The sequence below is a fragment of the candidate division WOR-3 bacterium genome, assembly GCA_013177935.1.
GTDB lineage: Bacteria > Hydrothermota > Tepidihabitantia > Tepidihabitantales > Tepidihabitantaceae > Tepidihabitans.
In genome coordinates, this window is sequence record JABLXZ010000003.1 from 38,064 (window position 1) to 61,115 (window position 23,052).

Here is a 23,052-nt window from a genome sequence, read left to right on the forward strand (position 1 = left end):
TGCAGGTTATACTTCCATTTAATATGCAGAACCCCCCGGCTCGTTTCCGGATAGCGATTGACGCCCGGCGGATTGTACGCCGAATGTCCGGGATTGGCCATTATGTTTTTCAAATTGCGCGATGGATGGTGCAACTGGCACCAGATTTTGAGGTTAATTTGCTTGTAGACCGCAAAGCACCAGAAGATAAGGTTCCAGCGGGTTGTCGCGCGGTGGTCTTTGGAAGTTATCTTGGTGACGGTACGGTATGGGCTAAATTGTATTCGCCATTCTGGTTGAATTTCTATGTCCCTTCTTATGTAGCACAAGCAAACATTGACTTATTTCATGGCGCGAACTTTGTCTTACCGCTTCGGCTACCTTGTAAAACGGTGGCGACAGTACACGACATATCTTTTATCCATATTCCCCATGCCTACGGGCGTATTTACCGCCGTTATATGGTGATGCAGACGAAGCGGTCCTTACGCGCTGCCGATGCGGTGATAGCCGTCAGCGAAAAGACGCGAGACGACTTGATTAAAGTGTTTCGGGCAGAACCGAAACGGGTTACAGTGATTCCCAACGGTATTGGTGAGGAGTTCCGAAACGATTACGACCAGGACTATTTAAGCAAGGTCCGAGCACAATTGATGCTTCCGGAAAGGTATATTCTCCATGTTGGGGTCGTGGAGGTGAAGAAAAATATCGGAGTTTTGCTTCAGGCGGCGGCGCCGCTGATAAAAAGAGGGTTGGTTGATGGAGTGGTTCTTGCCGGTCGCGATGGGCTAGGGGCTGATAAAATCCGCGGGTTGGCAAACAAACTGGGGCTGGGAAATAGGGCGCATTTTTTGGGCTTTGTGCCTCAGGAGTTGCTTCCCGGGGTTTATAATCTGGCAAACGCGGTGGTTTTTCCTTCTCTTTATGAAGGGTTTGGTTTGCCGGTGCTTGAGGCGATGGCGTGCGGGACACCGGTTATTACCTCCAACATCTCATCATTGCCTGAGGTTGCGGGTGATGCGGCACTTTTGGTTTCACCAAACAATTCTGAAGAGCTAAAACAGGCGCTGGAGCGGGTGTTAACCGATGAGAGGTTGCGCGCCTCTTTGCGGGAGAAGGGGTTAACCCGGGTTCAGGAGTTTACCTGGGAAAAGACAGCGGCAAAACATATCGAGGTTTATCGTCGGGTTCTGGCAGGTGATAATGTTTGAGCCATTGGCAATAGTTCTTTTCTGGGTACCTTTAGGGTTTATCGTGTATCACTGGGTACTCTTTCCTGTGCTTCTCTGGATATATGGAAGGCTGTTTCCAAGGAAGTTTCACTTTGAGCAGCGAGATGAACCGTTACGGGTAAGTGTGGTGATGGCGGTTTATAACGAGGAGGCGATTATTGCCGAAAAGATGAAGAATATTCTCGCGATGGAATACCCGGCTGATTATCTCGAAATTCTAATTGGCTCGGACAACTCTACTGACCGCACCGACGAGATAATTCGTTCGTTCAATGACCCGCGGGTGCGCTTGATTCATTACGATGAACAGGCAGGCAAAACCGTGGTCCTGAATCGACTGTTAGAAATGGCTACGGGCGATGTGGTGCTCTGTACCGATGCCGACTCGTTGCTGACGCCGCAGTCACTTAAACTTATGGTTGAAAATTTCTATGACCCCAAAGTGGGGGTTGTTAATCCTAAATATCGGCGGGTAAACGAAGATGGCAGTCCAGCAGAAAGTTTCTACGACATCTGGGAGAGTAAGGTAAAGGAACTGGAAGGCAGAATCGGCGCGATGGTTGGTTGTTATGCCTATGCCAATATGGTGCGAAGGTCACTGGCGACACCAATACCGGACGATACTATACTTGATGATTTTATCTTAGGAATTAGACCATTCCGATACGGTTATGATGTGGTCTGTGAGCCCCGGGCGCTGGTAGTTACCCGGGCGGAGAGCGAAACGGTTGAATACCGGCGTAAATCAAGGATATCAGGCGGCAATATGCAGGCGCTATTACGCTGTTATGACCTGCTTTCCCCCAAGTACGGTAAAAAAGCCTGGGTTTACTTTTCCCATAAGGTGATAAGGATGATGGTGCCATTTCTGCTCCTTATGATGCTTATTGGTACGGGTTTACAGGTCAGACACCCGTTTTTTGCGGTACTGTTTGGGTTGCAACTGTTCGCCTATGCCACAATTCCGCTTTTGTTTGTCGTTCCAAGGCGGTGGCGTAAATTCCTGATAATTCAGTATTACCTTTATCTTAACATCGGTCTGGTTATTGGTTACTGGCGTTACTTTTTCCAGCGGGAGCGGTTCTGGAAAAAAACACCGCGCACCGCGCCACCACCTGAATTAAGTTGACAACAGGCAGAAGGTTTTCTAAAATCGGCTGAATTGAGAACATTATCTGTTAATATCGACCACATTGCGACGCTGCGCCAGGCGCGGCAGGAAATGTTTCCTGACCCGGTGCAGGCGGCAGCGCTGGTAGAATTAGGCGGTGCCGATGGTATTACGGTACATTTGCGCCAGGACCGGCGGCACATCAACGACCGGGATGTGAAACTTCTGCGCCAGACGATAAAGACTGAACTGACCGTTGAGATGGCGGCGAAACCAGACCTGGTTAAATTTGCCTGCACCGTCAAACCGGACCAGGTGACCCTGGTGCCAGAACTGATTACCGAGGTTACGACAACCCGTGGTCTGGATGTGGTAAGGGAAGCAAAGCGGTTACGTCGGGTGATAGCAACACTGAACCGTGCTGGTGTAAGGGTGAGTTTATTCATTGACCCGGAGCCCAGGCAGGTGGTTGCAGCGGCAAAAATTGGGGCGCAGGTTGTGGAGTTGAATACCGACCGTTACAGTAAAGAGCCCAGACGCCGGGAGTTTCGGCTCCAGGAGCTGGAGAGCGCGGCACAGACCGCAATCCAGCACGGTTTAGTCGTCCATGTTGGGCATGGCTTGGATTACCTGAATGTTGTACCAATTCTGAAACAGAGTTGGGCGCAGGGGTTTTCCATCGGTTTTGCGATTGTGAGCCGGGCGGTATTTGTTGGACTTATACAGGCGGTTAGAGATATGAAGCGTTTACTGGAGGTGTACTCTTGAGAGGCACGAGGATTAAACTTGCAATCTGGTTGCTGGTTTTTGTTATTGCCGGAGTGATACTCTGGCCCAGTTTTCAACTTTATGTGCTATTTCCCAGACAGGAAAAGGCGTTAAAAGAACGGTTGAGTCGGGCGACGACATTTGAGGATAGTCAGGCGGTGCGGATGGAAATCAACGAGTTCAATCAGCGAAAAGGGGCGCTTTATGAGAAGCGGATTGTCCATCTCGGGCTGGACTTGGTGGGTGGGATGCATGTGGTGCTGGATGTTGACCGGTCCCAACTTTCCGAAGAGGAAGCAAGACGGGCTCCAGACTTGGCGCTGGAGGTTATCCGGAACCGCATTGACCAGTTCGGGGTATTTGAACCGACGATTCAAAAGACCGACCGGGGAAGAATTCTGGTGCAACTGCCCGGGGTTGACCGGGAACGGGCGCTTAACATCATAAAGCAGCCGGCGCATCTCACTTTCAATCTGGTTGAGGAGAAGGCGAAGGTTTACGATGCGTTGAAGACGATTGATGAGCGCTTGCAGGCAAAAGGCGGAGTGCCAGCAACGGTTGATTCAACTGTGAGCCAGCCGCTGGATACGACAATGAAAGAGGAGGCGGTACCGGGAACGCTTTTAAGTTATCTGCGCAGTGAAGGCGACGAACTGGACCTTTTGATTTACGCCAAGGATACCGCAAACTTCCGGGCGGTTCTGGAACAGGGAAAAGAGTTCTGGCCTCAGGGTTATGAGTTTGCCTACGGACCGGTGGAAACGATGGACAATGACAAGGTGGTGCGGGTTTACCTTATCAAGAGTGAACCGGAACTGGTGGGCACGCGGTTGCGCCGGGCGGAACCGGCGATTTATCAGGGTGCCGAACTGGAACGGGCAAACACCTGGGTGGTCAACTTTGAACTTGACCGGGAGGGTGCGGCAAAGTTTGCAACGGTTACCGGCAGAAATGTGGGAAGAAGACTGGCGATTGTTCTGGATGGTGTTGTGCGCTCTGCGCCCCGCATTCAGGAGCGGATTCCCAATGGTCGGGGGCAGATTACGATGTACGACCGCCGGGGTGACAAGGCAAAGGACCTGTCGATTGTGCTGAACTCCGGTGCCCTGCCTGCACCGGTGGTTGTTGTGGAAGAGCGTTCAATTGGTGCTTCGCTCGGTGCCGATGCGATTCGGCGCGGCTTAATCGCCGCTGCAGTGGGCGCGCTGGTGGTGGTTTTGTTTATGCTTATTTACTACGGTGTTGGTGGTCTGTTAGCGGACTTTGCACTGGTAGCGAACATCTTTCTGCTCCTTGCGGTTCTTGCTGCCTTAAGGGCAACACTCACCCTGCCCGGGCTTGCGGGTATCGCGTTGACAATCGGGATGGCGGTTGATGCCAATGTGCTGGTGTTTGAACGCATCCGCGAGGAGTTGCGGGCAGGAAAAACGCCGATGGCAGCGGTTGATACCGGGTATGCCCGGGCGCTGGTGACAATCATTGACGCTAACGCCACGACGATTATCACTGCCCTGGCGCTCTACTTTATCGGCTCTGGTCCGGTCCGGGGTTTTGCAATCACCCTTGGTGTCGGGTTGGTAATCAACGTACTGACCGCGGTTTTCCTGACGAGGTTTATCTTTGACTGGTTCCTTGCCCAGTTTGAAGTCAAAACACTGAGGATATAAATATGAAACTATTTGGCGATACGAATATTCCATTTGTTCCGAAACGCCGGTTTTTCTTCCTGATTTCGGCGTGCCTGGTTGTCGTTAGTGTTCTATTGATTGTATTTAAGGGGTTCCACTACGGTGTGGACTTTACCGGTGGTGGGCTGGTGCAGGTACGTTTCTCCGCTCCAGTAAAGATTGATGCGGTTCGCGCGGCTCTGACCGCAATGGGTGAAGGCGGCGCTTCAATCCAGCAGACCGAAACCGGCGACTTTCTCATCCGGGTAAAGCCCAGTGCCAAGTCCGGTGACGAAAGCGGGTTTTCTTCGCGGCTGCGCCAGCAGTTTGCCGTTTCATTTCCCAATATACCGTTTGAGGTTTTACGGGATGAGGCGGTGGGTCCGCGTATCTCTAAAGAGTTGCAGAGTAAGGTATTGATTGCGGTTCTTATCGGGCTCATTGGCATTCTCATTTATGTCAGTTTCCGGTTTGACTTCCGGTTCGGCACGGGCGCGGCACTGGCGCTCATTCACGACACCTTAATCATCCTTGGTTTTTGCGCCCTTTTTAACCGGGAAATTACCACGACGCTGATTGCCGCCATCCTGACGTTGATTGGTTATTCGGTCAACGACTCAATCGTTGTTTCCGACCGAATCCGGGAAGCGGTCAAGAAAATCCGCAAAGAGTCGTTCCCGGATATTGTCAACCGGGCGGTGAACGATACGCTTTCCCGCACGGTTATCACCGCTCTGACCACCCTGTTTGTTACAATCGCGCTTCTAATTCTTGCCTCGGCAGAGATCAGAGACTTTGCCTTCGCTCTTACAGTGGGTATTGTTGTTGGTACCTACTCTTCAATTTTTGTGGTTGCGAATCTGGTGGTGGAGTGGGAGCAGAAGTTCCCGACCCGGCGCCGGCGGTAAAAAAGCCAGGGCACGGGGTCCGATTCCTTTTCCAGGCAGCGGTTGCCAGCGGGTTCTTTACCGGATACTTTCCGTTTGCCCCGGCGACAGTTACGAGTCTCTTTACATTACTTCCGGCTTATTTCCTTTCGCGTCAGCCTTTACTGGCGGCTGGGGTTATTGTTGTTATTTTCTTTCTGGGCGTCTTTCTGGCAGATGAACTGGAAAAGGTGTGGGGTAAAGACCCGGCAAGGGTTACCATTGACGAAATTGTCGGTACCTTTATCACCTTTTTCTTAAATCCGGTATCCTTTGCCGGGCTGGCGGTTGGTTTTGTTCTCTGGCGCGGGTTTGATATCCTGAAACTGCCCTTTATCAATCGGGTGCAGGATGTGCGGGGTGGCTGGGGTGTGATGCTGGACGATGTCCTTGCCGGCATCTGTGCCAATCTGATACTCAGGGCTTTAATTTTAATTATCCCGCAACTTGGGATATAACGATTCTTTAAAGCCGCTGATGATTGGAATGAACTTCAATGCCCTTCAATAGGAGTCAACTGCCGCGCCTGGGCTTAACCTGCTTAGGCTAATATTTATAACTACGCTATTTTGTTGGCTGCCAGATAACCTTTCCGTTTTTATCAATATACTTTGATTTACCTTCAGCTTCTACATACGCCAGTCCTTCCCGGAAATCGTCACAATAATCAAACTGAGGTTGAATGACAAACTTACCGCTCTTGTCAATATAACCCTGTTTGAAACCAATACCGACAACCGCCAGTCCTTCTGAGAAACTTTTAGCATTATCAAACTGCGGCTCGATGACCAGGTTTCCACTTTTATCAATGTAGCCGTATTTGCCGCCAATTGCTACTGGCGCCAATCCTTCAGAGAAATCTCCTACATCATTAAACCGCGGTTCGATGACAACCTTGCCGCTTTTATCGATATACCCGTACTTGTCGTTCACTTCTACTCCGGCTAACCCTTCGTGGAAACTGCCGGCAAAAACAAACTGCGGTTCGATGACAACGCTGCCGTCTTCATCGATAAAACCCCATTTGTCGTTAATTTCAACTCCTGCCAATCCTTCGGTGAAACCCCAGGTTAAATCATACTGCGGAGTAACAACAATATTTCCGCTTTTATCAATATAGCCCCACTTGTCGCGAATTTTTACCGGTGCCCGACCTTCGGAAAAAGTCCAGGCATCATCGAACTGCGGCTCAATAACAACTTTACCTTCTTTATCGATATACCCCTCCTTGCCGTCAATATCGACCGCGGCCAATCCTTCGGTGAAACGTTCGGCATCGTCAAACTGCGGTTTGATGACAATTTTTCCGGACCTGTCAATAAAACCCAATTTGCCGTCAATTTCCACTCCCGCAAGCCCTTCGAAGAAATACATGGCATGATCAAACTGAGGTTTGATAACAACTTTGCCGGTTTTATCGATAAACCCATATTTGCCCTTAACCCGAATACGGTACCTTCCGGATGGCTCGGTTTGAGTTTGTCCGAAAACCAGGGCGAAAATCGCAAGCAGGGTTATGAAAAGCACCAGCCTTTTCATAGTTTACCTCCGTTGTTTAAATCCTGCGAACCCAATGCGTAAATTGTATTAATGAAAATGAACTGGTCAAATTTTACTGATGATACTGATGGCTATTCCGATAAATTTTTCTGTTTGACCGATTTTGGTTTCGGTGCTATTCTTGGCTGTGGTAGGAATGTGTGGAGCGCTCGAATATTTGGCGGAATGATAACGAATAGAAACCCAGCCTGCAAAATCTCCTCGCGTGGTGTTCGATGGTGGTTTTACAATGAACAGAAAATACTTTTCCAGAATCCTTTACCTTTAATGGGTTGTGCAGGCTGATAATGAACAAAAAAGGCTTCCCAATTTCCTCCCCCTTTTATGGGGGAGGATTAAGGTGGGGGTGAAAAATAAGACTGGGTCCCGGAAGAAAAGAACAGATAAAAAGGCTTAGAGAAAATATGACCGAGGCAGAGAAGAGGTTATGGTTTCGGGTAAGGAACCGACAGCTTGGGGTAAAATTTCGAAGACAGCAGGCGATTGGAAATTACATTGTGGATTTTGTATGCTTTGAGAAAAAGTTAGTGATTGAACTTGATGGTGGTGAGCATTTTGAAAGTAGCAGGGATGAAGTAAGGGACCGGTCGTTGCAGAAGCAGGGGTATAAGGTATTAAGGTTCTGGAATAATGATGTGTTAAAGAATACGTTAAAGAATACAGAGGGTGTGATGCAGATAATAATGAAAGAAATAACACCCTCCCCTTATTCCCCTCCCATCAAAGGGAGGGGATTTGAACGCCGATAAGCAACAAGATAGTATTGTGCTATACTTTAAAGGGATGGAATTTAACGATTATGAATGGCAAGGTATTTTTCTAAATGTCCTTTACCTTTAATGAATGTCGCAATCACCAGAAATCAGACTTCAGAATTTCCTCCCCCTTTGATGGGGGAGGATTAAGGTGAAGGTGATGTTTGGCGATATCCTTTCAGGAGCAGGTAATGGTTCTTTTTCTTCGAGCCAGTGGAACAAATTAGGGTGTGTTTTAAGGAATTGCTTTTATTCACCAGTTATCCTTGACACGATATCCGACAATGTTATACTGCTCCAGCAGTGATGTGAGCCATGAGATGCAATGTAAACCCAGGAGGAACGATGTTAATACAATTAAAGTATATGTGGGTAATAGTGGCTTACTTTTTTCTTTCGTGCGTCCCATATGAGTATGTTCATCACACATCATTGCGCCAGTTGCGCCTTGGTATGACCACAGATGAAGTTGCCAAAGTTCTTGAAGGTAAATATGTCCGACGGGGAGCATATATGACTAACCAAGGTTACGCCGATGAGTTTTGGCAGGTTAGAGTCGCGGAAGATTATGCAAGCAGAAAACCCAAAGATAAGTCCGGAGACTACTCAGAAGGAACTTCAATATATTCCGAATCTAAGTGGTATTATTGGTTGGGGTTTCGTGACGGAAAATTAACTTGGTGGGGTCGCATCGGCGATTGGGGCACCAGCCAGAAAGAAGAAAAAATACAACTTAGAGTGTTATTCGAGGACAATGATAACCGGTAAGTTTTGCTTGTACAGTTGATTTTATCTTATACATTCTTCGTTGTGTCGTAACTATTAGAAAAAGGCTTCAAAATTTTCTCCCCCTTTATGGGGGAGGATTAAGGTGGGGGTGATAGGATGGTGGGTTTAAATATAAAGAAAGGATATTGAGCGATGGTTAGCAGAAGTTCAGAGGCAGTGATAGTAATTGTGGGCGATGAGGTGGTGGCGGGCAGGGTTGTGGATACAAATTCTGCGGTCATTGCCCGGGAACTGGCAAAGATTGGTATTGAAACAAAACAGGTGGTGCGGGTAAGAGATGATGAGGCGGCGATTAAAAGTGCGGTGGCGGGCGCACTGGTCAACGCCCGACTGATTTTTGTCTGCGGCGGGCTTGGTCCAACGCCGGATGACAAAACTTTGCAAGCGGTTGCGGAACTGATTGACCGGAAATTGACAGTTCATCAGGAGTGTTTAAAACGGATTGACCAATTTTTCGAGGGGAAAGGCGTAAAGACTCCTAAACTGGCGCAACGGCAGGCGCTCATTATTGAGGGGGCAACCGTTTTTGAAAATCCAGTTGGTATGGTGCCGGGAACAGTGGTTGAGCATCAGGGCGGTATTCTTATTCTTTTGCCCGGGGTGCCCGAGGAACTTAAAGCCATCCTTGAAGGCGGGGTTATTCCTTATCTGAAAGAGCGGTTTTCAGCGGAAAGATTGACCGTTGCCCTTATCCGAACATTTGGCTTGATTGAGTCAAAGATTGCACCCAGGGTGAACCGGCTGGTTTGCCGCTATCCGGGTGTCAGGGTTGGTTACTACCCTTCGGTTCAGGGGTTGGACCTTTTGATTTCGGGTATAGATAAAAAGGCGGTAGAGGCTTGCGCCGCCAAGTTAAAGGAACTTTTAGGTGAGCGGGTTTATGCCGATGAGGAAAAAAGTCTTGAGGCGGTGGTAGGTGAGATTTTGCGCAAGAGGCAACTGACATTAAGCACTGCTGAGTCCTGTACCGGCGGTCTGGTGGGCGACATTTTAACCAATGTGCCGGGCAGTTCGGATTACTATCTGGGCGGTGTTGTTGCCTATTCCAACCAGACAAAGATGGCGGTTCTGGGCGTGAAGGAGAAGACTTTGCAGAGTTATGGCGCGGTGAGTTCGCAAACGGTAAAGGAGATGGCAAAGGGTGTTTGCCGGGTTATTGGCAGCGACTGCGGGATTGCGATTTCCGGAATCGCTGGACCCGGTGGTGGCACAAAGGATAAGCCGGTTGGCTTGGTTTATATCGGTGTGGCGTTTAAGGGCAAGGTCAAGGTTGAAAGGCACATCTTCGCCGGGAACAGAAGGGTTATTAAAGAGCGTTCGGCGTATACCGCGCTTGACCTTTTGCGCCGGGTGCTAATGTAAAGGAGGCGAGCGGTGACCAACGATAAGCGGACAGCGGTTGAGGGCAAGAGCGAGGCGATTCGCTCGTTTGTTGCGGTGGATACGACACCAGAGGTTAAGGCGGAGGTTTCTCAGCTTTTGAGCCGTTTGAAGGAGAAAGCCCGCTTTTCGGTTAAATGGGTGAAGCCGGAGCAGATGCACATCACCCTCGCATTTTTGGGTGAGGTCAGTCCAGAGTTTATTGAGAGGGCAAAGGTGGAGTTAAGGGCGGTGGCAGGTAGATTCAAGCCTTTTGCGTGCCGGCTTGAAGGGCTGGGCGCTTTTCCATCCGCGGCGAGGGCGCGGGTTTTGTGGGTAGGGCTGAAAACCGGTGAGCAGGAGTTAAAGGAGCTGCAGAGAGAGGTTTCCCGTACTCTTGCCCGGATTGGCTATGTGCCAGAGAAAAGACCGTTCAGCCCGCATTTGACCCTGGGAAGGTTGCGCGCGCCGGTGGATGTAAATTTTATAAATGAAATGTCCTTTCAAAGTTCTGTTTTTCCTGTCGCCGGGATTGTCTTATTCCGTTCAACCTTGAAACCCGAAGGACCGGTCTATTCGGTGCTTGAGGAGTTTAGATTTGGCGCGGGATAATTAAACTTCCTTCTCGTGCCAGAGTCTCTTTGCCAGGAAGGCGATGTTCTCGCCCAGGTTTTTGAAGTTTCTTATCCCTTCTTCATCGTTGAGAATCTCGCCCGGTTTCATCCCGAACCCAAAGTTCCAGTAGGTTGAACCCGGGACAAACATCTCTTTGATAAGAAAGAAGTAGTTGATTTCGGCAAATACGACATTGCCACCACCGCGGCGCACCGCCACAACCGCGGCACCAATCTTGTGCCGTAAAGGGTTGTTGTTTCTGCCCGCCACATAACCGGCGCGGTCAATCAAAGCCTTTGCCTCCGCGGTCATTGAACTGAAGTAAACCGGCGAGCCGATTAAAATGATGTCCGAGGAAAACATCTTATCAATCAAAGGGTTCATATCGTCGTCCCAGCCGTGACAACGCCGGTCCCGGATTTCGGCGCACTTGTTGCACGCCCGGCAGCCGTGCAGGTTCAAACCACCTACCTGGACCAGTTCAGTTTCAATGCCCGCAGAACGCAGCTCTTCAAGGACGATGTTCAGCGCGAGAAATGTGTTGCCCTTTGGTCTGGGGCTGCAGTTAAACCCGGTTGCTTTGACCATTATAACTCCTTTCCAGTTTCTGTTCAGGGTCAGCGGTATCGGAAACGGGTTTTATCCGGTTAATTCTCATTTCCTATCCTGATTACTATCACTTTTACCTTAAAAACTGCCCGGGGTCAAGGAAATGTTTCTATACCGGCAGGCGTAACTTTCCCGAACGGGGTCGTATTATCGCCCATTTCGGTAATGTCTTGATAAAATGTGAGTTGGATGATTGGATTTATCGCTGGTTCAGTGTAAGAGGGTGCTCTTGGAACCGTTCCGGGAGCGGTTCCCGGAGTGGTTCGGCAAGCAACACGGTGAGCCCTTTCCAGGTTGGTAATCATCGGCATTAACGCACCGGTAACTCAATGGGTTAACTTGATTGATTTTCAGGGTAAGATAGTGATAGTTGGCAAATTGAACTTAACCGGTAAATTAGAGTTCTGTTTCACCGCTAAACCGGACGCACCAGACACCAGTTATCCGGTTTTCAAATCCTCTTGACTTTCAAAGATAAAAGGGCATTATAGTTTGTAATGTTATTTATCAAATGGAGGCGGTTATGGTTGGATTGAAGCCGGTGGTCTGGATTATAATTGGGTTGGTTCTCGCCGCACTGGAGATGGTTGTGCCCGGGCTGGTAATCATCTGGTTTGGAGTCGCAGCGGTTCTCACCGGTATTCTGGCATTTTTTATCCGTAATCCATATTTCCAGTATGGGGCGTTTCTGTTTTTTTCCGGGTTGGGCGTGTTTCTGGCGCAGTGGATTGGCAAAAAGATTACCCGACCAGAACCTGAGCCGGTGGGCGCGTTGCGTTTAGCAGGTGCCACAGGCGTGGTTTTAGAGAAGATTGAGCCGGCGAAAATGGGCCGGATAAAGGTGCAGGGGGAAGAGTGGCGGGCAGAGGCAGAGGTGCCGCTCGAAGCCGGGGCAAAGGTCAAGGTGGTAAGAGTTGACGGTACCCATCTAATAGTTGAACCGTTAGAAGAAAGGAGGCAATGATGCCGGCACTGGTAATCATCGTTCTGATTTTTTTGTTTATCTGGGCGCTTTTAGGGTTGAAGATTGTGCGTCCGTATCAGCGGGGCGCGGTGGAAAGGCTGGGAAAGTATCAGCGGATGGTCCAGCCCGGTCTGAATTTTATCATTCCGTTTCTTGAGCGGCTGATTAAGGTTGATATGCGCGAGCAGGTGGTTGATGTGCCACCGCAGGAGGTTATCACCAAGGATAATGCGACAGTGACGGTTGATGCGATTGTTTACTATGAGGTAACAGACCCGGTGAAAGTGCTTTACAATGTCGCCAATTTCCGGCTGGCAACGATTAAGCTGGCGCAGACCAATCTGCGTAATGTGATTGGTGATTTGACCCTGGATGAGTCTTTGACCTCACGGGAAAGAATCAATGCGAAGTTGCGCGATGTGCTGGATGAGGCAACCGATAAATGGGGCGCAAAGGTGACCCGGGTGGAGTTGCAGCGGATTGAGCCACCGAGCGATGTGACCGAGGCGATGCACCGGCAGATGAAGGCGGAGCGCGACCGTCGGGCAGTGGTGCTTGAAGCCGAAGGTATCAGGCAGGCGGCGATTCTGAAGGCGGAGGGTGAAAAGCAGGCAAGGATTCTTGAGGCCGAAGGGCAGGCGGGCGCAATTGAGCGGGTTGCCGATGCGGAGAAGTATAAGTTGCTGACCGTGGCAGAGGGTGAGGCGCAGGCGATTGAGCGGGTTTATTCAGCGATTCACAAAGGGAACCCGACCAAGGATTTAATCGCAATTAAGTATTTAGAGGCGCTGGCGAAGATGGCAGAGGGCAAGGCGACGAAGATGTTTGTGCCTTATGAGGCATCAGGGATTATGAGTGCGGTTGCGGTGATTGCCGAGGCTTTGAACGATAAGGCGGGGGAGGGTGAAAAGTAGGCGTAGCAGCAGTTAGGCAACGGATTTCCCGGTTGCCGTTTCGGTTGATATGAGCGACTGGTACAGAAAAGAGGCAGAGCAGGTTGTTGCCGAACTGGGTTCAGACCCGGGAAAGGGTTTGAGCAAACAGGAGGTACAAAACCGGCTACAAAAATTGGGCCGAAATGTGCTGAAGGAGCGGGAGGTTCGAAGCCCACTCTCAATCCTTTTGTCCCAGTTCACTTCGGTGATGGTGATAATGCTTTTAGTAGCGGGGGTGGTCTCAATATTTTTAGGTGAAACGGTGGATGCGGTGGCGATATTTACTATCGTGGGGCTTAATTCTATTCTCGGTTTTGTTCAGGAGTTCCGGGTAGAAAAGGCATTGCAGGCTTTGAAGCGACTGGCGGTACCAAAGGTCAGGGTGTGCCGGGATGGGGTGGTCGAGGATGTTTCGGCACAAGAGCTGGTTCCTGGTGACCTCGTGTTTCTGGAAGCGGGGGTTCATGTTCCGGCGGATGGCAGGTTGCTGGAAGCGGTGAATTTGCGGGTCCAGGAGGCGGCTTTGACCGGCGAATCAGTTCCGGTGGATAAGGTGAGTGGAAAGGAGACGCTCGAACCGGAAGGTGAAGAGCTTAGTGTTGGGCACCGGGCGCGGAATATGGTTTTTATGGGGACCGCGGTGGTTGCGGGTCGGGGTCGGATGGTCGTGACCGAGACCGGTATGAGAACCGAGTTAGGCAAGATTGCGGATATGCTTCAGACAACAAAGCGTGAGCCAACACCGTTACAGAAGCGGCTGGAGCGGATGGCACGGGAACTGGCGATAGCGGTTTTGGTAATTGTTGCCATCGTTTTTACCTTAGGGGTGTTAAGAGGACAGAATTATCGGGAGATGTTTCTGGTGGCGGTGGCGATGGCGGTGGCAGCGGTGCCTGAAGGGTTGCCGGCGGTTGTTACCATCGGATTGACTTTGGGTGCGCGGCGGATGCTTAACCGAAATGCGTTGATTAGAAGGTTGAATGCGGTGGAGACGCTGGGTTCGGTGACGGTGATTTGTTCGGATAAGACCGGCACTTTGACCCAGAATCGGATGACGGTGACGGTGCTGGATGTTGCCGGTGAAAAGTGTGACCTGCAGGTGGTCCGGGCAAAGGGCAATAATGGTGAAGGTTGTTACCATCTTTCTCCAGCAATGCTTTTACTGGTTACGGCGGGTGCGTTGTGTAACGACGCCTTGATTGCGGTTGATTCCCAAGAGGTGAAGGTGTTGGGTGACCCAACAGAAGGGGCGCTGGTCTTGGCAGCAATGGAGTTGGGGTTGGAGCCGAATCGGTTGCGGCATCTGTTGCCCCGGGTTGCCGAAATCCCATTTTCTTCGGAGCGCAAGCGGATGAGTACCATCCATCAGTTCAAAATTGAAGGTCCAGTTACAGAAAAGGAGCGGTTGGTTCTCGAGATTTTGAAAACCGGCAGTGATAAAGAGAGGGTACTATTTACCAAAGGTGCGGTAGATGTGCTGTTAAAGTTGTGTCGCGGAGTGTATGTCAATGGCGAAATTGAACCGTTGACCGAAGCCTGGCAGGAACGGATAACCGATGCCCTTACTAATCTGACCGCACAGGGAGTCAGGGTGCTGGGAAGCGCTTTTCGATTGGTTAAAGAGGAGGAGTTGACCGGTTCTGATGGGGAGGGAGAAAGCCTCGAAAATGGTTTGATTTTCATCGGGATGAGCGGAATGATTGATCCGGCACGACCGGAGGTAAAGGATGCGGTTAAAGTGTGCCGGGAAGCCGGGATTAAACCGGTGATGATTACCGGTGACCACCCATTGACCGCGCTTTTTATCGCCAGTGATATTGGCATTCTAAAACGGGATGAGCCCGACTGGCAGGAGCGGTCTCTTACCGGTGAGCAATTGCGGCAGATTCCTTTTGAGGAGTTAAAGTCAATCGTGGAGCGGGTTGTGGTTTATGCCCGGGTCGCGCCCGAGGATAAACTATCGATTGTTAAGGCGCTGCAGGAGAAGGGCGAAGTTGTGGCAATGACCGGGGATGGGGTGAACGATGCGCCGGCGCTGAAGAAGGCGGATATCGGCGTGGCAATGGGGATTACCGGAACCGATGTGGCGAAAGAGGCGGCAGATATGGTGCTCCTCGATGACAACTTTGCGACGATTGTCGCGGCGGTGCGTGAGGGCAGGGCAATCTACGAAAACATCCGCAAGTTTATCCGCTACACCTTTGCCTCTAATACCGGGGAGATTGTGGCGATGATTTTAGCACCATTTTTCGGGATGCCATTTCCATTGGGTCCTTTGCAAATCTTATGGGTTAATCTTGTGACCGATGGCTTGCCCGGTCTGGCTCTGGGTGTTGAGCCACCCGAACGGGATGTGATGCAGCGACCACCCCGACGGTTGAATGAGAGCATATTTGCCCACGGTATGGGCTTTAATATCGTCTGGTCCGGTATTTTTTTAGGGCTGGTGTCTTTGGGCGTGGGATACTGGGCATTTGTCAGGGGCAGAGAGGACTGGCGGACGATGGTGTTTACGACACTGATTATGGGTCAGTTATTTCATTCACTTGCGCTGCGGTCCCAGCGGGAATCTTTCTTCCGGATGAAATTGACGGGGAATCCAGCACTCATCGGAACATTTTTGCTGACATTTGCCCTCCAGCTGTTGTTGATATACAATCCACTGTTGCAGCGGGTATTTAAGACAACAGCACTGCCGTTACCGGATTTGATAATGGCGCTGGCGGCAAGTTCGGTTGTGTTCCTGGCGGTGGAAATTGAGAAGACAGTACGCCGGGTTTGGAGCCGTAGACAGCGCGCAGTAAAAAAAGAGTAATAAAGCGGTGGTCTTTTTAGCAATTCTGGGCATATTATGCCAGGTGTTGTCGGACACGAAGGTTGACATTGTTCGGTTTGCAGGTAACAAAAGTTTTTCTCGCCGCGTACTGCTCAATCTCGTTCAGGTAAAACCCGGGACGCCCGCGGTCAATGGTTTGCTTGATGAAGATGCGCGGCTACTGGAGAATTTTTATCGCAATGAGGGTTTCTTTGATGCTCAGGTCGAGAAGGGGCTTGGAGTTGTTGCCGGCAAGGTAGTGGTGACATTTTATATTCAGGAAGGGTTTCGGGCAAAGGTGGCGGATGTGGTTGTTCAGGGCAATAACGCTTTTCCTATCGAACGGTTGCGACAAACATTGAGGTTGAGTGCCGGCACTCCGTTCTCGCTCAGTGCGGTCAAAAGCGGTACTCAGAGTCTGCGGAATTTTTATTTAAATTCGGGATATCCTTTTGTGACGATACAGGATAGCGTTGAGCGTAAGGATACACTGGTGGTGGTCAGGTATGTTATTGAAGAGGGACCACGCTGCTACATAAAAGAGGTTCGGGTGCGGGGCAACAAAACGGTGCGCACCGCCACGATTCTGCGCACCCTTGAGATAAAACCCGGCGAGGTGTTTTCCCGGCGTCGGCTGGAAGAGGCACAGCGCCGGGTTTACGCGACGAAAATCTTCTCCCGGGTTCTGTTCTATGTGGGGCGGGACTCTTTGGCACCGGATAGCGTAATAGTGCGGTTTGATGTGGTGGAAGGTGCCCAGCATGGTGTGGCGCTGGGCGTTGGTCTGCAAACGCCGCCCAGTCGGGCGCTCTTTTCGGTTGAGTGGGAGCACAACAATGTGATGAATCGCGGGCAGTGGTTGATTGCCGAGGTCGAGTTCAGCCCGGATTTAAAGAAGAATTACCGAAGCAGTTTTGACCTGACCTGGCGCGTGCCGTATCTGTTCCGCAACCGGATTGATTTTCAGAGCCATCCGTTTTTTTATTACGAGCGGATTGATTCGGCGCGACAGCGGGAGTTCGGAATTGAGAATGGTATGCAAAAAGACATCGCACCCCAGTGGCGGCTTGGTTTGTTCAATCGATTGCGGTTTGTTGCCGATACGAGCCGGGGGATAACCAATTCACTGGCGCTGAGTTTAATATATGACTCGCGGGACAACTTTTTTGACCCGCAACGCGGTGTGTATTTTCAGCCCGGGCTTGAGGGAGCGGGTGGTATTTTGCTCGGGGACAACGATTTTGTCCGGGGGGTAGCGGACATCCGCGTTTATCAGGCGCTGGGTCGTGGTTTTGTTTTTGCTCTGCGCGGTTTAGGTGGCAGGGTGATTCCTTATGGCCGGTCAACAACGGTGCCATATTACGAGGAGTTTTTCCTGGGCGGTAAGAACAATCTGCGCGGCTATCCAGACCAGGCAGTGGGACCGGATACAGCGCTTGGCGGCCGTTACGGACCGGTGATTTTGAATGGTAGCGTTGAGGTGCGGAGTCCTTATATCCTGCGCTGGGTCGGGGTTGTTGGTTTTGTTGATGTGGGACAGGTTGCCGGGCAAAGGGATTTGAGGTTGCGCGGGTTTGAGGTTGGCGCCGGTGTTGGTTTACGGGTGCGAACGCCGGTAGGACCGATTCGGCTCGACTGGGGAAAGCGGTTGAAAGACCCGCCAGCCGGAGACTGGGGCAGAATTTATTTCGGGGTGTTGCATGCGTTTTAAGAAGGGCGCAGGGGTGCAAAGGAGAGCGGTGCGGTGGTGGCATTTCTTGTTAGGGGCTGCTATTGTGCTGCTTGTTAGTGTGGTTTTATTCCGGCAGGAGATTGGCCGGCTGGTATTGAAAAGGACGCTCGGCGGTTTGGGCAAGGGAATTAAGGGTGAGGTTAGTTACCGCGCAATTGTCGGAGACATATTTTCTGCGCCTCAAGTGTCCGATTTGAGGATAGTTTTCAACTCTGATTCGGTTCTGGTTAAACGACTTAGCGTGCGCTACGACATTTTTGCTTTATTACGCGGCAAGATTGTCCTGCGTGATGTTCAACTGGATAGTGTTCGGGTCTATATCGGTGAGCGAGCCGAAAAGCAGAAGAAGCAGGAACCGCAGGCGTTGAGATTGCCTGATATTACAATGCGAAAATTGATTTTGCAGGGCGGTCAGGTTTTTGTCCGGGGTAACAAGCGGATTGATTCACTAAGGCTTAGCCTGCGGCTGGCAGCAAGTGGTCCGTATGCGAGACTGGAGCTTGATTCAGCGCAACTTTTGATGGTTGAGGAGAGTCTGGCAGTCCGGCATCTCGGCGGCAGGGTGGTACTGGCGGCAGATTCGTTAAAGATGAGCGAAGTTCAGGCGATGACAAAGACCTCAAGGTTTCGCGGGGGCGTTGTCGTCAATTTGAAAACAAAGGAGATTAGCGCTGAGGTTAACGAGCTGAGTGTCAACCTGGGGGAGATTTTGCATATCCCGGGCCGGGTTTGGTTTGAGGGGGATGCGCAGGTGGCAACGGATAGAAAAGTGGCTAAAGGCAGATGGATTGCCGAGGGGTTGCGCTGGAAAAAAATAAATCTGCCCAGACTTACCGGCGGCTTTAACCTGCAAGACTCCATATTTAAACTCACGCTTGCCGGTAGCGACCCGCAACTTGGTCGGTTTGCGCTTGATGGCAAGGTTAATTTAGCGCGGTTTGATTTTACCGCTTCAATTCAGGTTGACAGTCTTGCGGTATCTCGTGTTGAACCCGCACTACCCGAACTTCGGCTCACAGCACAATTCCAGTCGAGAGGGGTGCTGGGTTCACTGGCTTATTTACTGGGTGAGGAGAAAGAGTCTGTTCGTTCCGATTCGGTGAACCTTGTCGTAAAGGGAAAGGTAACAGAGTTGGGCATCGATACGCTCAATGCGGTTGTTGATTATCGGCAGGGTCGTGTGCAGTTAAGGAGTTTGACCCTCAAGGGCGCGGTGGGAGATTTTGATTTTATCGGTGTGGCGCGTTCCCGATTGTTGAAGGCACGGTGTGAGATGCATAATTTCGACTTGAGTATCATGGGTCGGTTGCTCAATGCTGAAGTTCACGGCCGAGCCGATGGTGAACTTTCAGTCTTCTGGGAAAATGATTCTTGGGGATTTTCGGGTACGGTGCATTTTGAAGGATTCCGCTGGAGTAAGGTGGAGGTTACCAACGGTCTTATCGCTGCTGATGTGTCGGGCAGCGGTCCGCTGCGGGGAAATTTCGTGGACCGGATGGCGGGCAGATTGGCGGTTGGTGGAGAAGGTGTTGTGCTGGCAAATCAGGAGTGGAACGCAGCGCAGCTAGTCTGGACCGGTCCAGAGTTTGATGTGAGGTTTGAGCGCGAGAACGCGCGTTTCGGGACACTGGGTGAGTTGCATTTCGAGAAAAGGGCGGTTGTCTGTTCGCTTAATACTCTGGAATATGTGACCGAACAGGAGACAGTTGCCCTTGTTGAACCTTGCTGGGTCGTTTTCCGCGATTCGATGGTTGATGTGGCAGGGGTGAAGGTGGCGATGGCGGATGGCGTAGTGAATTTAGCCGCCCGGATTGTTGCGGGGCGGTCACCCTGGTTTGAAGTTCAGGCGCGTGGGATAAACATCCGAAAGATGCAACAGTTGCTGGGTATTGATACTGAGTTGTGGGGTGTATTTGATATTGATATTGCGGGTGGTGATTCTCTCTCAATCGGGTTTATCGGGGCTGATTTTGGTGTGCCGAGGCTGAATTTGAATCTAAAACAGATTCAGGGAAATTTAACTGCCAGCCGCATTGGGGGTCATCTGGAAAAGTTGGAGTTTGTTTACCACCGCGACACAAGCCGGATAAAGGGAGATTTTCGCTGGACTTTGAATAATGGTTTTCGTTTAGAGGGAGCGGTACTGAACCTTTCCCTTGTTGACCCCGGAACCTGGATTTTTGAGGTTGCAAAGCCTTATGTGGAGATTAGCGATGGTATGATTTTTGGTACGGTAAAAGTAGATTGGCAGCCCGCAAGTTTACTGCTTTCGGGACGGTCAAGGGTAAGCAAAGGTGTGCTGAAGGTACCATCGGTTGCCACCACAGTTGAGGCGGTGGAGGCTGAGATTACTTTTCAGGAGGACCGACTGGTCATTGAAAAGTTGAGTGGCAAAAGTGCCCGGGGTACAGTTACGGCGGAAGGGGTTGTGGATTTGAGTCCTCAGGGCGAGGTGGATTCGGTTGTGGTTAAGACCCATTTTACCGGGGTATCGGCAGTGCCGATGTCACGGGTTTATGCAATTGGGAGAGGTGATATCGACATCACCTGGCATCGCGGAGAAAAGCGGGCATTTATCTCCGGAAATGCGGTAGTGGACGAGGCGCTGGTGGCGATTGGTTTTGGACCCCAGAACGGAGGAAGTGGTGGTTCAGCCGGGGTCGATTATGATATTAGAGTCCGGGCGGACCGCGGGGTATGGTTGCGCAATCGGGAGGCGGACATCGAACTGGCGGTGGATTTGACAATCCGGCAGGTGGGTGAAGAGGCGGTGTATACCGGTGAACTTGTGACCCGGCAGGGCAACATTTACTATCTTGACCATATCCTGCGCGTTACTGAGGGGAAACTGCTCTTTGACAATGTGAGCCGATTTGACCCACAACTTGATATTACTGCGGAATTGCCGATCACCAGTAACGGGAAAAATGAGCAGCCGGACAAGATTGTTCTCAGTTTGACCGGAACCCTTTCGGAACCTTCCTTTGTATTTCGAACCGAACCGCCGGTGTGGGATGAAACCCAGATTCTTTCTTACCTGAGTCTCAATGTCACAATGGATGAAATTTCCGCAATGGAACAGAAGGAGCTTTTGAACCGGCTTTTATCGGAAAGAGTGCTAAGTTATTTTCAGACACAAGTCGCCAAAAAAGTACGAGAGTATGTCAGCCTTGACTATCTTGAACTGGAGACCGGGATTCTGTCGGGACAGGAAGCGCGGGTTACAGTCGGGAAATATGTGGGACGCAACATCTATGTTTCTTACACCCAGAATTTTACCGGGGAACTGAACCCGGCATTTTTGATTGAGTATTACCTTAATCGCCGCAACGAACTGATTGCCGAGCGTTCCTCGGACGGTAGGTATTCTTTGCGCTACCGTTTTAAACTGCGCTACTGATGCTTTGTGATATTGTCATTCCCCGGACGCCGCTCAACCGGTTGACCTACGAACTTCCCGCGGATATGGAAGTAACACCGGGTGATTGCGTGCGTGTGCCGCTGCGCGGTAAACAGGTAATCGGCGTGATTTTCCAGATAAGAAACGAAAAATCTTCGGACGAGATGAATGTGCCGTTACAGTGTGTTACCGAGATAGTTCGCCGGGGTATCATTACGAGCGAACTTCTCTTTCTGGTCCGGTGGGTGGCTGACTATTATGTTGCACCTCTGGGTGAAGTGCTGAGTTTTGTTTTGCCCCGTGGGATTTTTTCTCAAATGCGCGCCGGTAAATGTCTTCAACCCGTGGTAGACAAGCAACCGATTTGTCAGGATACTGCGTTCGATTCATCTGCCTTAGGAAAACGGGGATTTGAAGTCTTGGTTTGCCCCGAGAGCAAAGAGAAGGAAAAGGTTGCCGATTTTTTAAGGCGGTGCCGACAGCACGGTTCAGTGCTTTTTTTAATGCCGGAGCGGCGGCTGAAGGAGTGGGGAAACTTAGCCCGAGAGATTTGGGGTGAAGGGGTAATTGAGTATCACAACGGGCTTTCATTGGCAAACCAGAGAAAGGCTTGGTTAAAGGCGGTTGAATCGGAACGGGCTCTAATTATCGGTGTGCGTGCCGCAGTCTGGGTTCCGGTACGCAATCTATCCGGCGTGGTGATTCTTGAGGAGCATTTTCCTGGTTACAAAGAGGAGCGTCGGCCGATGTGGCACGCCCGGGATGTGGCAATCGCCCGGGCAAAATTTGCTTCCTGTCCGGTTTTGCTTACGGACCGGACCCCGACATTGGAGACCTATGGCAACATTAAATCGGGACGGTTTACTTTGCTGGCGCCCCTAAAATTTACGGTAACACGGGAGCGGATTTTTGTTGTTGATATGCGGTTACATCGTGGAGAGCTATTTTCCCCGCGTCTCTTAACCGAGTTGAGAAGGGCGGTTGATAAAGGTCGGGTCGCAGTTCTATTTTTAAATCGAAAAGGTGTAAGCCGGTTTGTGGTTTGCCGGCAGTGCGGTAGGGTGTTGAAATGCCAGGAATGCGGTGTGCCCGGTGTTCTTACAGCAGATGCCCGGATTGTATGCCGTTACTGTGGAAGTGGTTACGAGGCGCCAGATAAGTGTCCATTGTGCCAGGGAGTAGATTTTGAGTTTCGAGCACCTGGTGTCGATATGGTTCAACGGAAGTTGAAAGAGTACGGGTTTACCGGTGCTGGAATGCAGATTGTGGTGGGAACAAAAAAACTGCTCAGCCAGGATTTTCCTGATAACCTCGGGGTTGTCGGAATTGTCAATTTGGACACAGAATTTGCCCTGCCCGATTTCCGTACCCGGGAGAAGGTTCTGCATCTATTGGGTAATTTAATCACCCGGGTACAGCGCCAGCGTGCCCGGTTGGTCATTCAAACCTACCGGCCGGAAGAGCCGGTGCTGGACTGTTGTTTGCAAGGCGATGCTGAGAAGTTCCTTAAAGAGGAGTTACGGCTTCGGAAGGAGGCGGGATTTCCGCCTCACCGCAGATTGGTGTTACTGAAAATCAGGGGTGAGGACCGGGAATCGGTGGGCAAACAGGCCGGTGCGGTGTGCTGTGCCATCGAGCAACAGACGAAGGCGATTCAACCGCGGGTAGAGGTATTGGGACCGGTAACGATGGTCGAGGCACGGAGAGTTGGGGCACGCATTTTATTAAAGATACCTCCCACGATTATGCCCGCAAAGTTAATCCCGGAGTTGAAGCTTCCCAAAGTTGACTTACGGATTGAGGTTGACCCGCAGGAGATTTTTTAGCCGGCGGTAA

Annotated in this window: 21 protein-coding genes; 18 read left to right on the top strand and 3 right to left on the bottom strand. The window is 50.8% G+C overall.

Annotation, left to right across the window (positions count from 1 at the left end):
* Window positions 1-23 precede the first annotated feature (23 nt).
* Genes HPY86_05755 through HPY86_05780 form a run of 6 tightly spaced genes read left to right on the top strand, consistent with a single transcriptional unit; the run spans window position 24 to window position 6,141 of the window.
* Complete coding sequence (locus tag HPY86_05755) at window positions 24-1,190, top strand: glycosyltransferase family 4 protein (protein ID NPV14418.1); 1,167 nt, start codon at window positions 24-26, stop codon at window positions 1,188-1,190.
* A complete protein-coding gene (locus HPY86_05760; protein ID NPV14419.1) occupies window positions 1,183-2,340 on the top strand; it encodes a glycosyltransferase family 2 protein in 1,158 nt (385 codons plus the stop codon). Before HPY86_05755 ends, HPY86_05760 begins: the two co-directional genes overlap by 8 nt.
* 33 nt (window positions 2,341-2,373) lie before the next feature.
* Window positions 2,374-3,090, top strand: coding sequence for a pyridoxine 5'-phosphate synthase (locus HPY86_05765; GenBank protein ID NPV14420.1), 717 nt, complete (start codon window positions 2,374-2,376; stop codon window positions 3,088-3,090).
* Window positions 3,091-3,119: 29 nt separating this feature from the next.
* Complete coding sequence (gene secD, locus HPY86_05770; protein NPV14421.1) at window positions 3,120-4,757, top strand: protein translocase subunit SecD; 1,638 nt, start codon at window positions 3,120-3,122, stop codon at window positions 4,755-4,757.
* A gap of 2 nt (window positions 4,758-4,759) precedes the next feature.
* Window positions 4,760-5,665 carry a protein translocase subunit SecF gene (gene secF, locus HPY86_05775; protein ID NPV14422.1) on the top strand — a complete coding sequence of 302 codons (906 nt, stop codon included), beginning with the start codon at window positions 4,760-4,762 and terminating at the stop codon, window positions 5,663-5,665.
* The gene (locus HPY86_05780; protein ID NPV14423.1) at window positions 5,629-6,141 is read left to right on the top strand and encodes a phosphatidylglycerophosphatase A; all 513 of its coding nucleotides are present in this window, start codon (window positions 5,629-5,631) and stop codon (window positions 6,139-6,141) included. The genes secF and HPY86_05780 overlap by 37 nt, the downstream gene beginning before the upstream one ends.
* 106 nt (window positions 6,142-6,247) lie before the next feature.
* Here HPY86_05780 and HPY86_05785 read toward each other — a convergent pair whose 3' ends face one another.
* Complete coding sequence (locus HPY86_05785) at window positions 6,248-7,222, bottom strand: WG repeat-containing protein (protein ID NPV14424.1); 975 nt, start codon at window positions 7,220-7,222, stop codon at window positions 6,248-6,250.
* Window positions 7,223-7,273: 51 nt separating this feature from the next.
* On the opposite strand from HPY86_05785, the gene HPY86_05790 reads away from it, so the two are divergent.
* The 6 genes from HPY86_05790 to thpR all read left to right on the top strand — a co-directional run bounded on the left by HPY86_05790 (window position 7,274) and on the right by thpR (window position 10,758).
* The gene (locus tag HPY86_05790; GenBank protein ID NPV14425.1) at window positions 7,274-7,528 is read left to right on the top strand and encodes a hypothetical protein; all 255 of its coding nucleotides are present in this window, start codon (window positions 7,274-7,276) and stop codon (window positions 7,526-7,528) included.
* Window positions 7,529-7,647: 119 nt separating this feature from the next.
* Window positions 7,648-7,992, top strand: coding sequence for an endonuclease domain-containing protein (locus HPY86_05795; GenBank protein ID NPV14426.1), 345 nt, complete (start codon window positions 7,648-7,650; stop codon window positions 7,990-7,992).
* A gap of 157 nt (window positions 7,993-8,149) precedes the next feature.
* Entirely contained in the window at window positions 8,150-8,305 is a 156-nt protein-coding gene (locus HPY86_05800; protein NPV14427.1) for a hypothetical protein, read from the top strand.
* A 38-nt stretch (window positions 8,306-8,343) separates the two neighbouring features.
* A complete protein-coding gene (locus HPY86_05805) occupies window positions 8,344-8,766 on the top strand; it encodes a hypothetical protein (protein ID NPV14428.1) in 423 nt (140 codons plus the stop codon).
* Window positions 8,767-8,919: 153 nt separating this feature from the next.
* Window positions 8,920-10,149, top strand: a complete 1,230-nt coding sequence (locus tag HPY86_05810) for a competence/damage-inducible protein A (protein NPV14429.1) — start codon at window positions 8,920-8,922, stop codon at window positions 10,147-10,149.
* A 12-nt stretch (window positions 10,150-10,161) separates the two neighbouring features.
* A complete protein-coding gene (thpR, locus tag HPY86_05815) occupies window positions 10,162-10,758 on the top strand; it encodes an RNA 2',3'-cyclic phosphodiesterase (GenBank protein ID NPV14430.1) in 597 nt (198 codons plus the stop codon).
* Here the strand turns inward: thpR and HPY86_05820 are convergent, their stop codons facing one another.
* Together HPY86_05820 and HPY86_05825 are read right to left on the bottom strand one after the other, a co-directional pair.
* Window positions 10,759-11,349, bottom strand: a complete 591-nt coding sequence (locus HPY86_05820; GenBank protein NPV14431.1) for a flavodoxin family protein — start codon at window positions 11,347-11,349, stop codon at window positions 10,759-10,761.
* Between the two features lie 116 nt (window positions 11,350-11,465).
* Window positions 11,466-11,681, bottom strand: a complete 216-nt coding sequence (locus HPY86_05825; GenBank protein ID NPV14432.1) for a hypothetical protein — start codon at window positions 11,679-11,681, stop codon at window positions 11,466-11,468.
* A 212-nt stretch (window positions 11,682-11,893) separates the two neighbouring features.
* Here HPY86_05825 and HPY86_05830 point away from each other — a divergent pair, with 212 nt between their 5' ends.
* From HPY86_05830 to HPY86_05855, 6 genes are read left to right on the top strand one after another with little or no spacing between them, the layout of a single operon-like run.
* Complete coding sequence (locus HPY86_05830) at window positions 11,894-12,334, top strand: NfeD family protein (protein NPV14433.1); 441 nt, start codon at window positions 11,894-11,896, stop codon at window positions 12,332-12,334.
* Window positions 12,331-13,248: an SPFH/Band 7/PHB domain protein gene (locus HPY86_05835; protein NPV14434.1), complete on the top strand. Its 918-nt coding sequence runs from the start codon at window positions 12,331-12,333 to the stop codon at window positions 13,246-13,248. The genes HPY86_05830 and HPY86_05835 overlap by 4 nt, the downstream gene beginning before the upstream one ends.
* Window positions 13,249-13,297: 49 nt before the next feature.
* Entirely contained in the window at window positions 13,298-16,084 is a 2,787-nt protein-coding gene (locus HPY86_05840) for a cation-translocating P-type ATPase (GenBank protein NPV14435.1), read from the top strand.
* Window positions 16,085-16,091: 7 nt separating this feature from the next.
* A complete protein-coding gene (locus HPY86_05845) occupies window positions 16,092-17,795 on the top strand; it encodes a BamA/TamA family outer membrane protein (protein ID NPV14436.1) in 1,704 nt (567 codons plus the stop codon).
* Window positions 17,785-21,216, top strand: coding sequence for a hypothetical protein (locus HPY86_05850; GenBank protein NPV14437.1), 3,432 nt, complete (start codon window positions 17,785-17,787; stop codon window positions 21,214-21,216). Before HPY86_05845 ends, HPY86_05850 begins: the two co-directional genes overlap by 11 nt.
* Window positions 21,216-23,042, top strand: coding sequence for a hypothetical protein (locus HPY86_05855; GenBank protein NPV14438.1), 1,827 nt, complete (start codon window positions 21,216-21,218; stop codon window positions 23,040-23,042). Before HPY86_05850 ends, HPY86_05855 begins: the two co-directional genes overlap by 1 nt.
* Window positions 23,043-23,052: the final 10 nt, after the last annotated feature.

Coding starts and splice junctions, on each gene's coding strand:
- HPY86_05850 (NPV14437.1), top strand. CDS start 17,785: ATGCGTTTTAAGAAGGGCGCAGGGGTGCAAAGGAGAGCGGTGCGGTGG.
- HPY86_05830 (NPV14433.1), top strand. CDS start 11,894: ATGGTTGGATTGAAGCCGGTGGTCTGGATTATAATTGGGTTGGTTCTC.
- secF (NPV14422.1), top strand. CDS start 4,760: ATGAAACTATTTGGCGATACGAATATTCCATTTGTTCCGAAACGCCGG.
- HPY86_05810 (NPV14429.1), top strand. CDS start 8,920: ATGGTTAGCAGAAGTTCAGAGGCAGTGATAGTAATTGTGGGCGATGAG.
- HPY86_05820 (NPV14431.1), bottom strand. CDS start 11,349: ATGGTCAAAGCAACCGGGTTTAACTGCAGCCCCAGACCAAAGGGCAAC.
- HPY86_05855 (NPV14438.1), top strand. CDS start 21,216: ATGCTTTGTGATATTGTCATTCCCCGGACGCCGCTCAACCGGTTGACC.
- HPY86_05835 (NPV14434.1), top strand. CDS start 12,331: ATGATGCCGGCACTGGTAATCATCGTTCTGATTTTTTTGTTTATCTGG.
- HPY86_05755 (NPV14418.1), top strand. CDS start 24: ATGCAGAACCCCCCGGCTCGTTTCCGGATAGCGATTGACGCCCGGCGG.
- HPY86_05795 (NPV14426.1), top strand. CDS start 7,648: ATGACCGAGGCAGAGAAGAGGTTATGGTTTCGGGTAAGGAACCGACAG.
- HPY86_05790 (NPV14425.1), top strand. CDS start 7,274: ATGAAAATGAACTGGTCAAATTTTACTGATGATACTGATGGCTATTCC.
- HPY86_05760 (NPV14419.1), top strand. CDS start 1,183: ATGTTTGAGCCATTGGCAATAGTTCTTTTCTGGGTACCTTTAGGGTTT.
- HPY86_05785 (NPV14424.1), bottom strand. CDS start 7,222: ATGAAAAGGCTGGTGCTTTTCATAACCCTGCTTGCGATTTTCGCCCTG.
- HPY86_05840 (NPV14435.1), top strand. CDS start 13,298: ATGAGCGACTGGTACAGAAAAGAGGCAGAGCAGGTTGTTGCCGAACTG.
- HPY86_05825 (NPV14432.1), bottom strand. CDS start 11,681: ATGCCGATGATTACCAACCTGGAAAGGGCTCACCGTGTTGCTTGCCGA.
- HPY86_05805 (NPV14428.1), top strand. CDS start 8,344: ATGTTAATACAATTAAAGTATATGTGGGTAATAGTGGCTTACTTTTTT.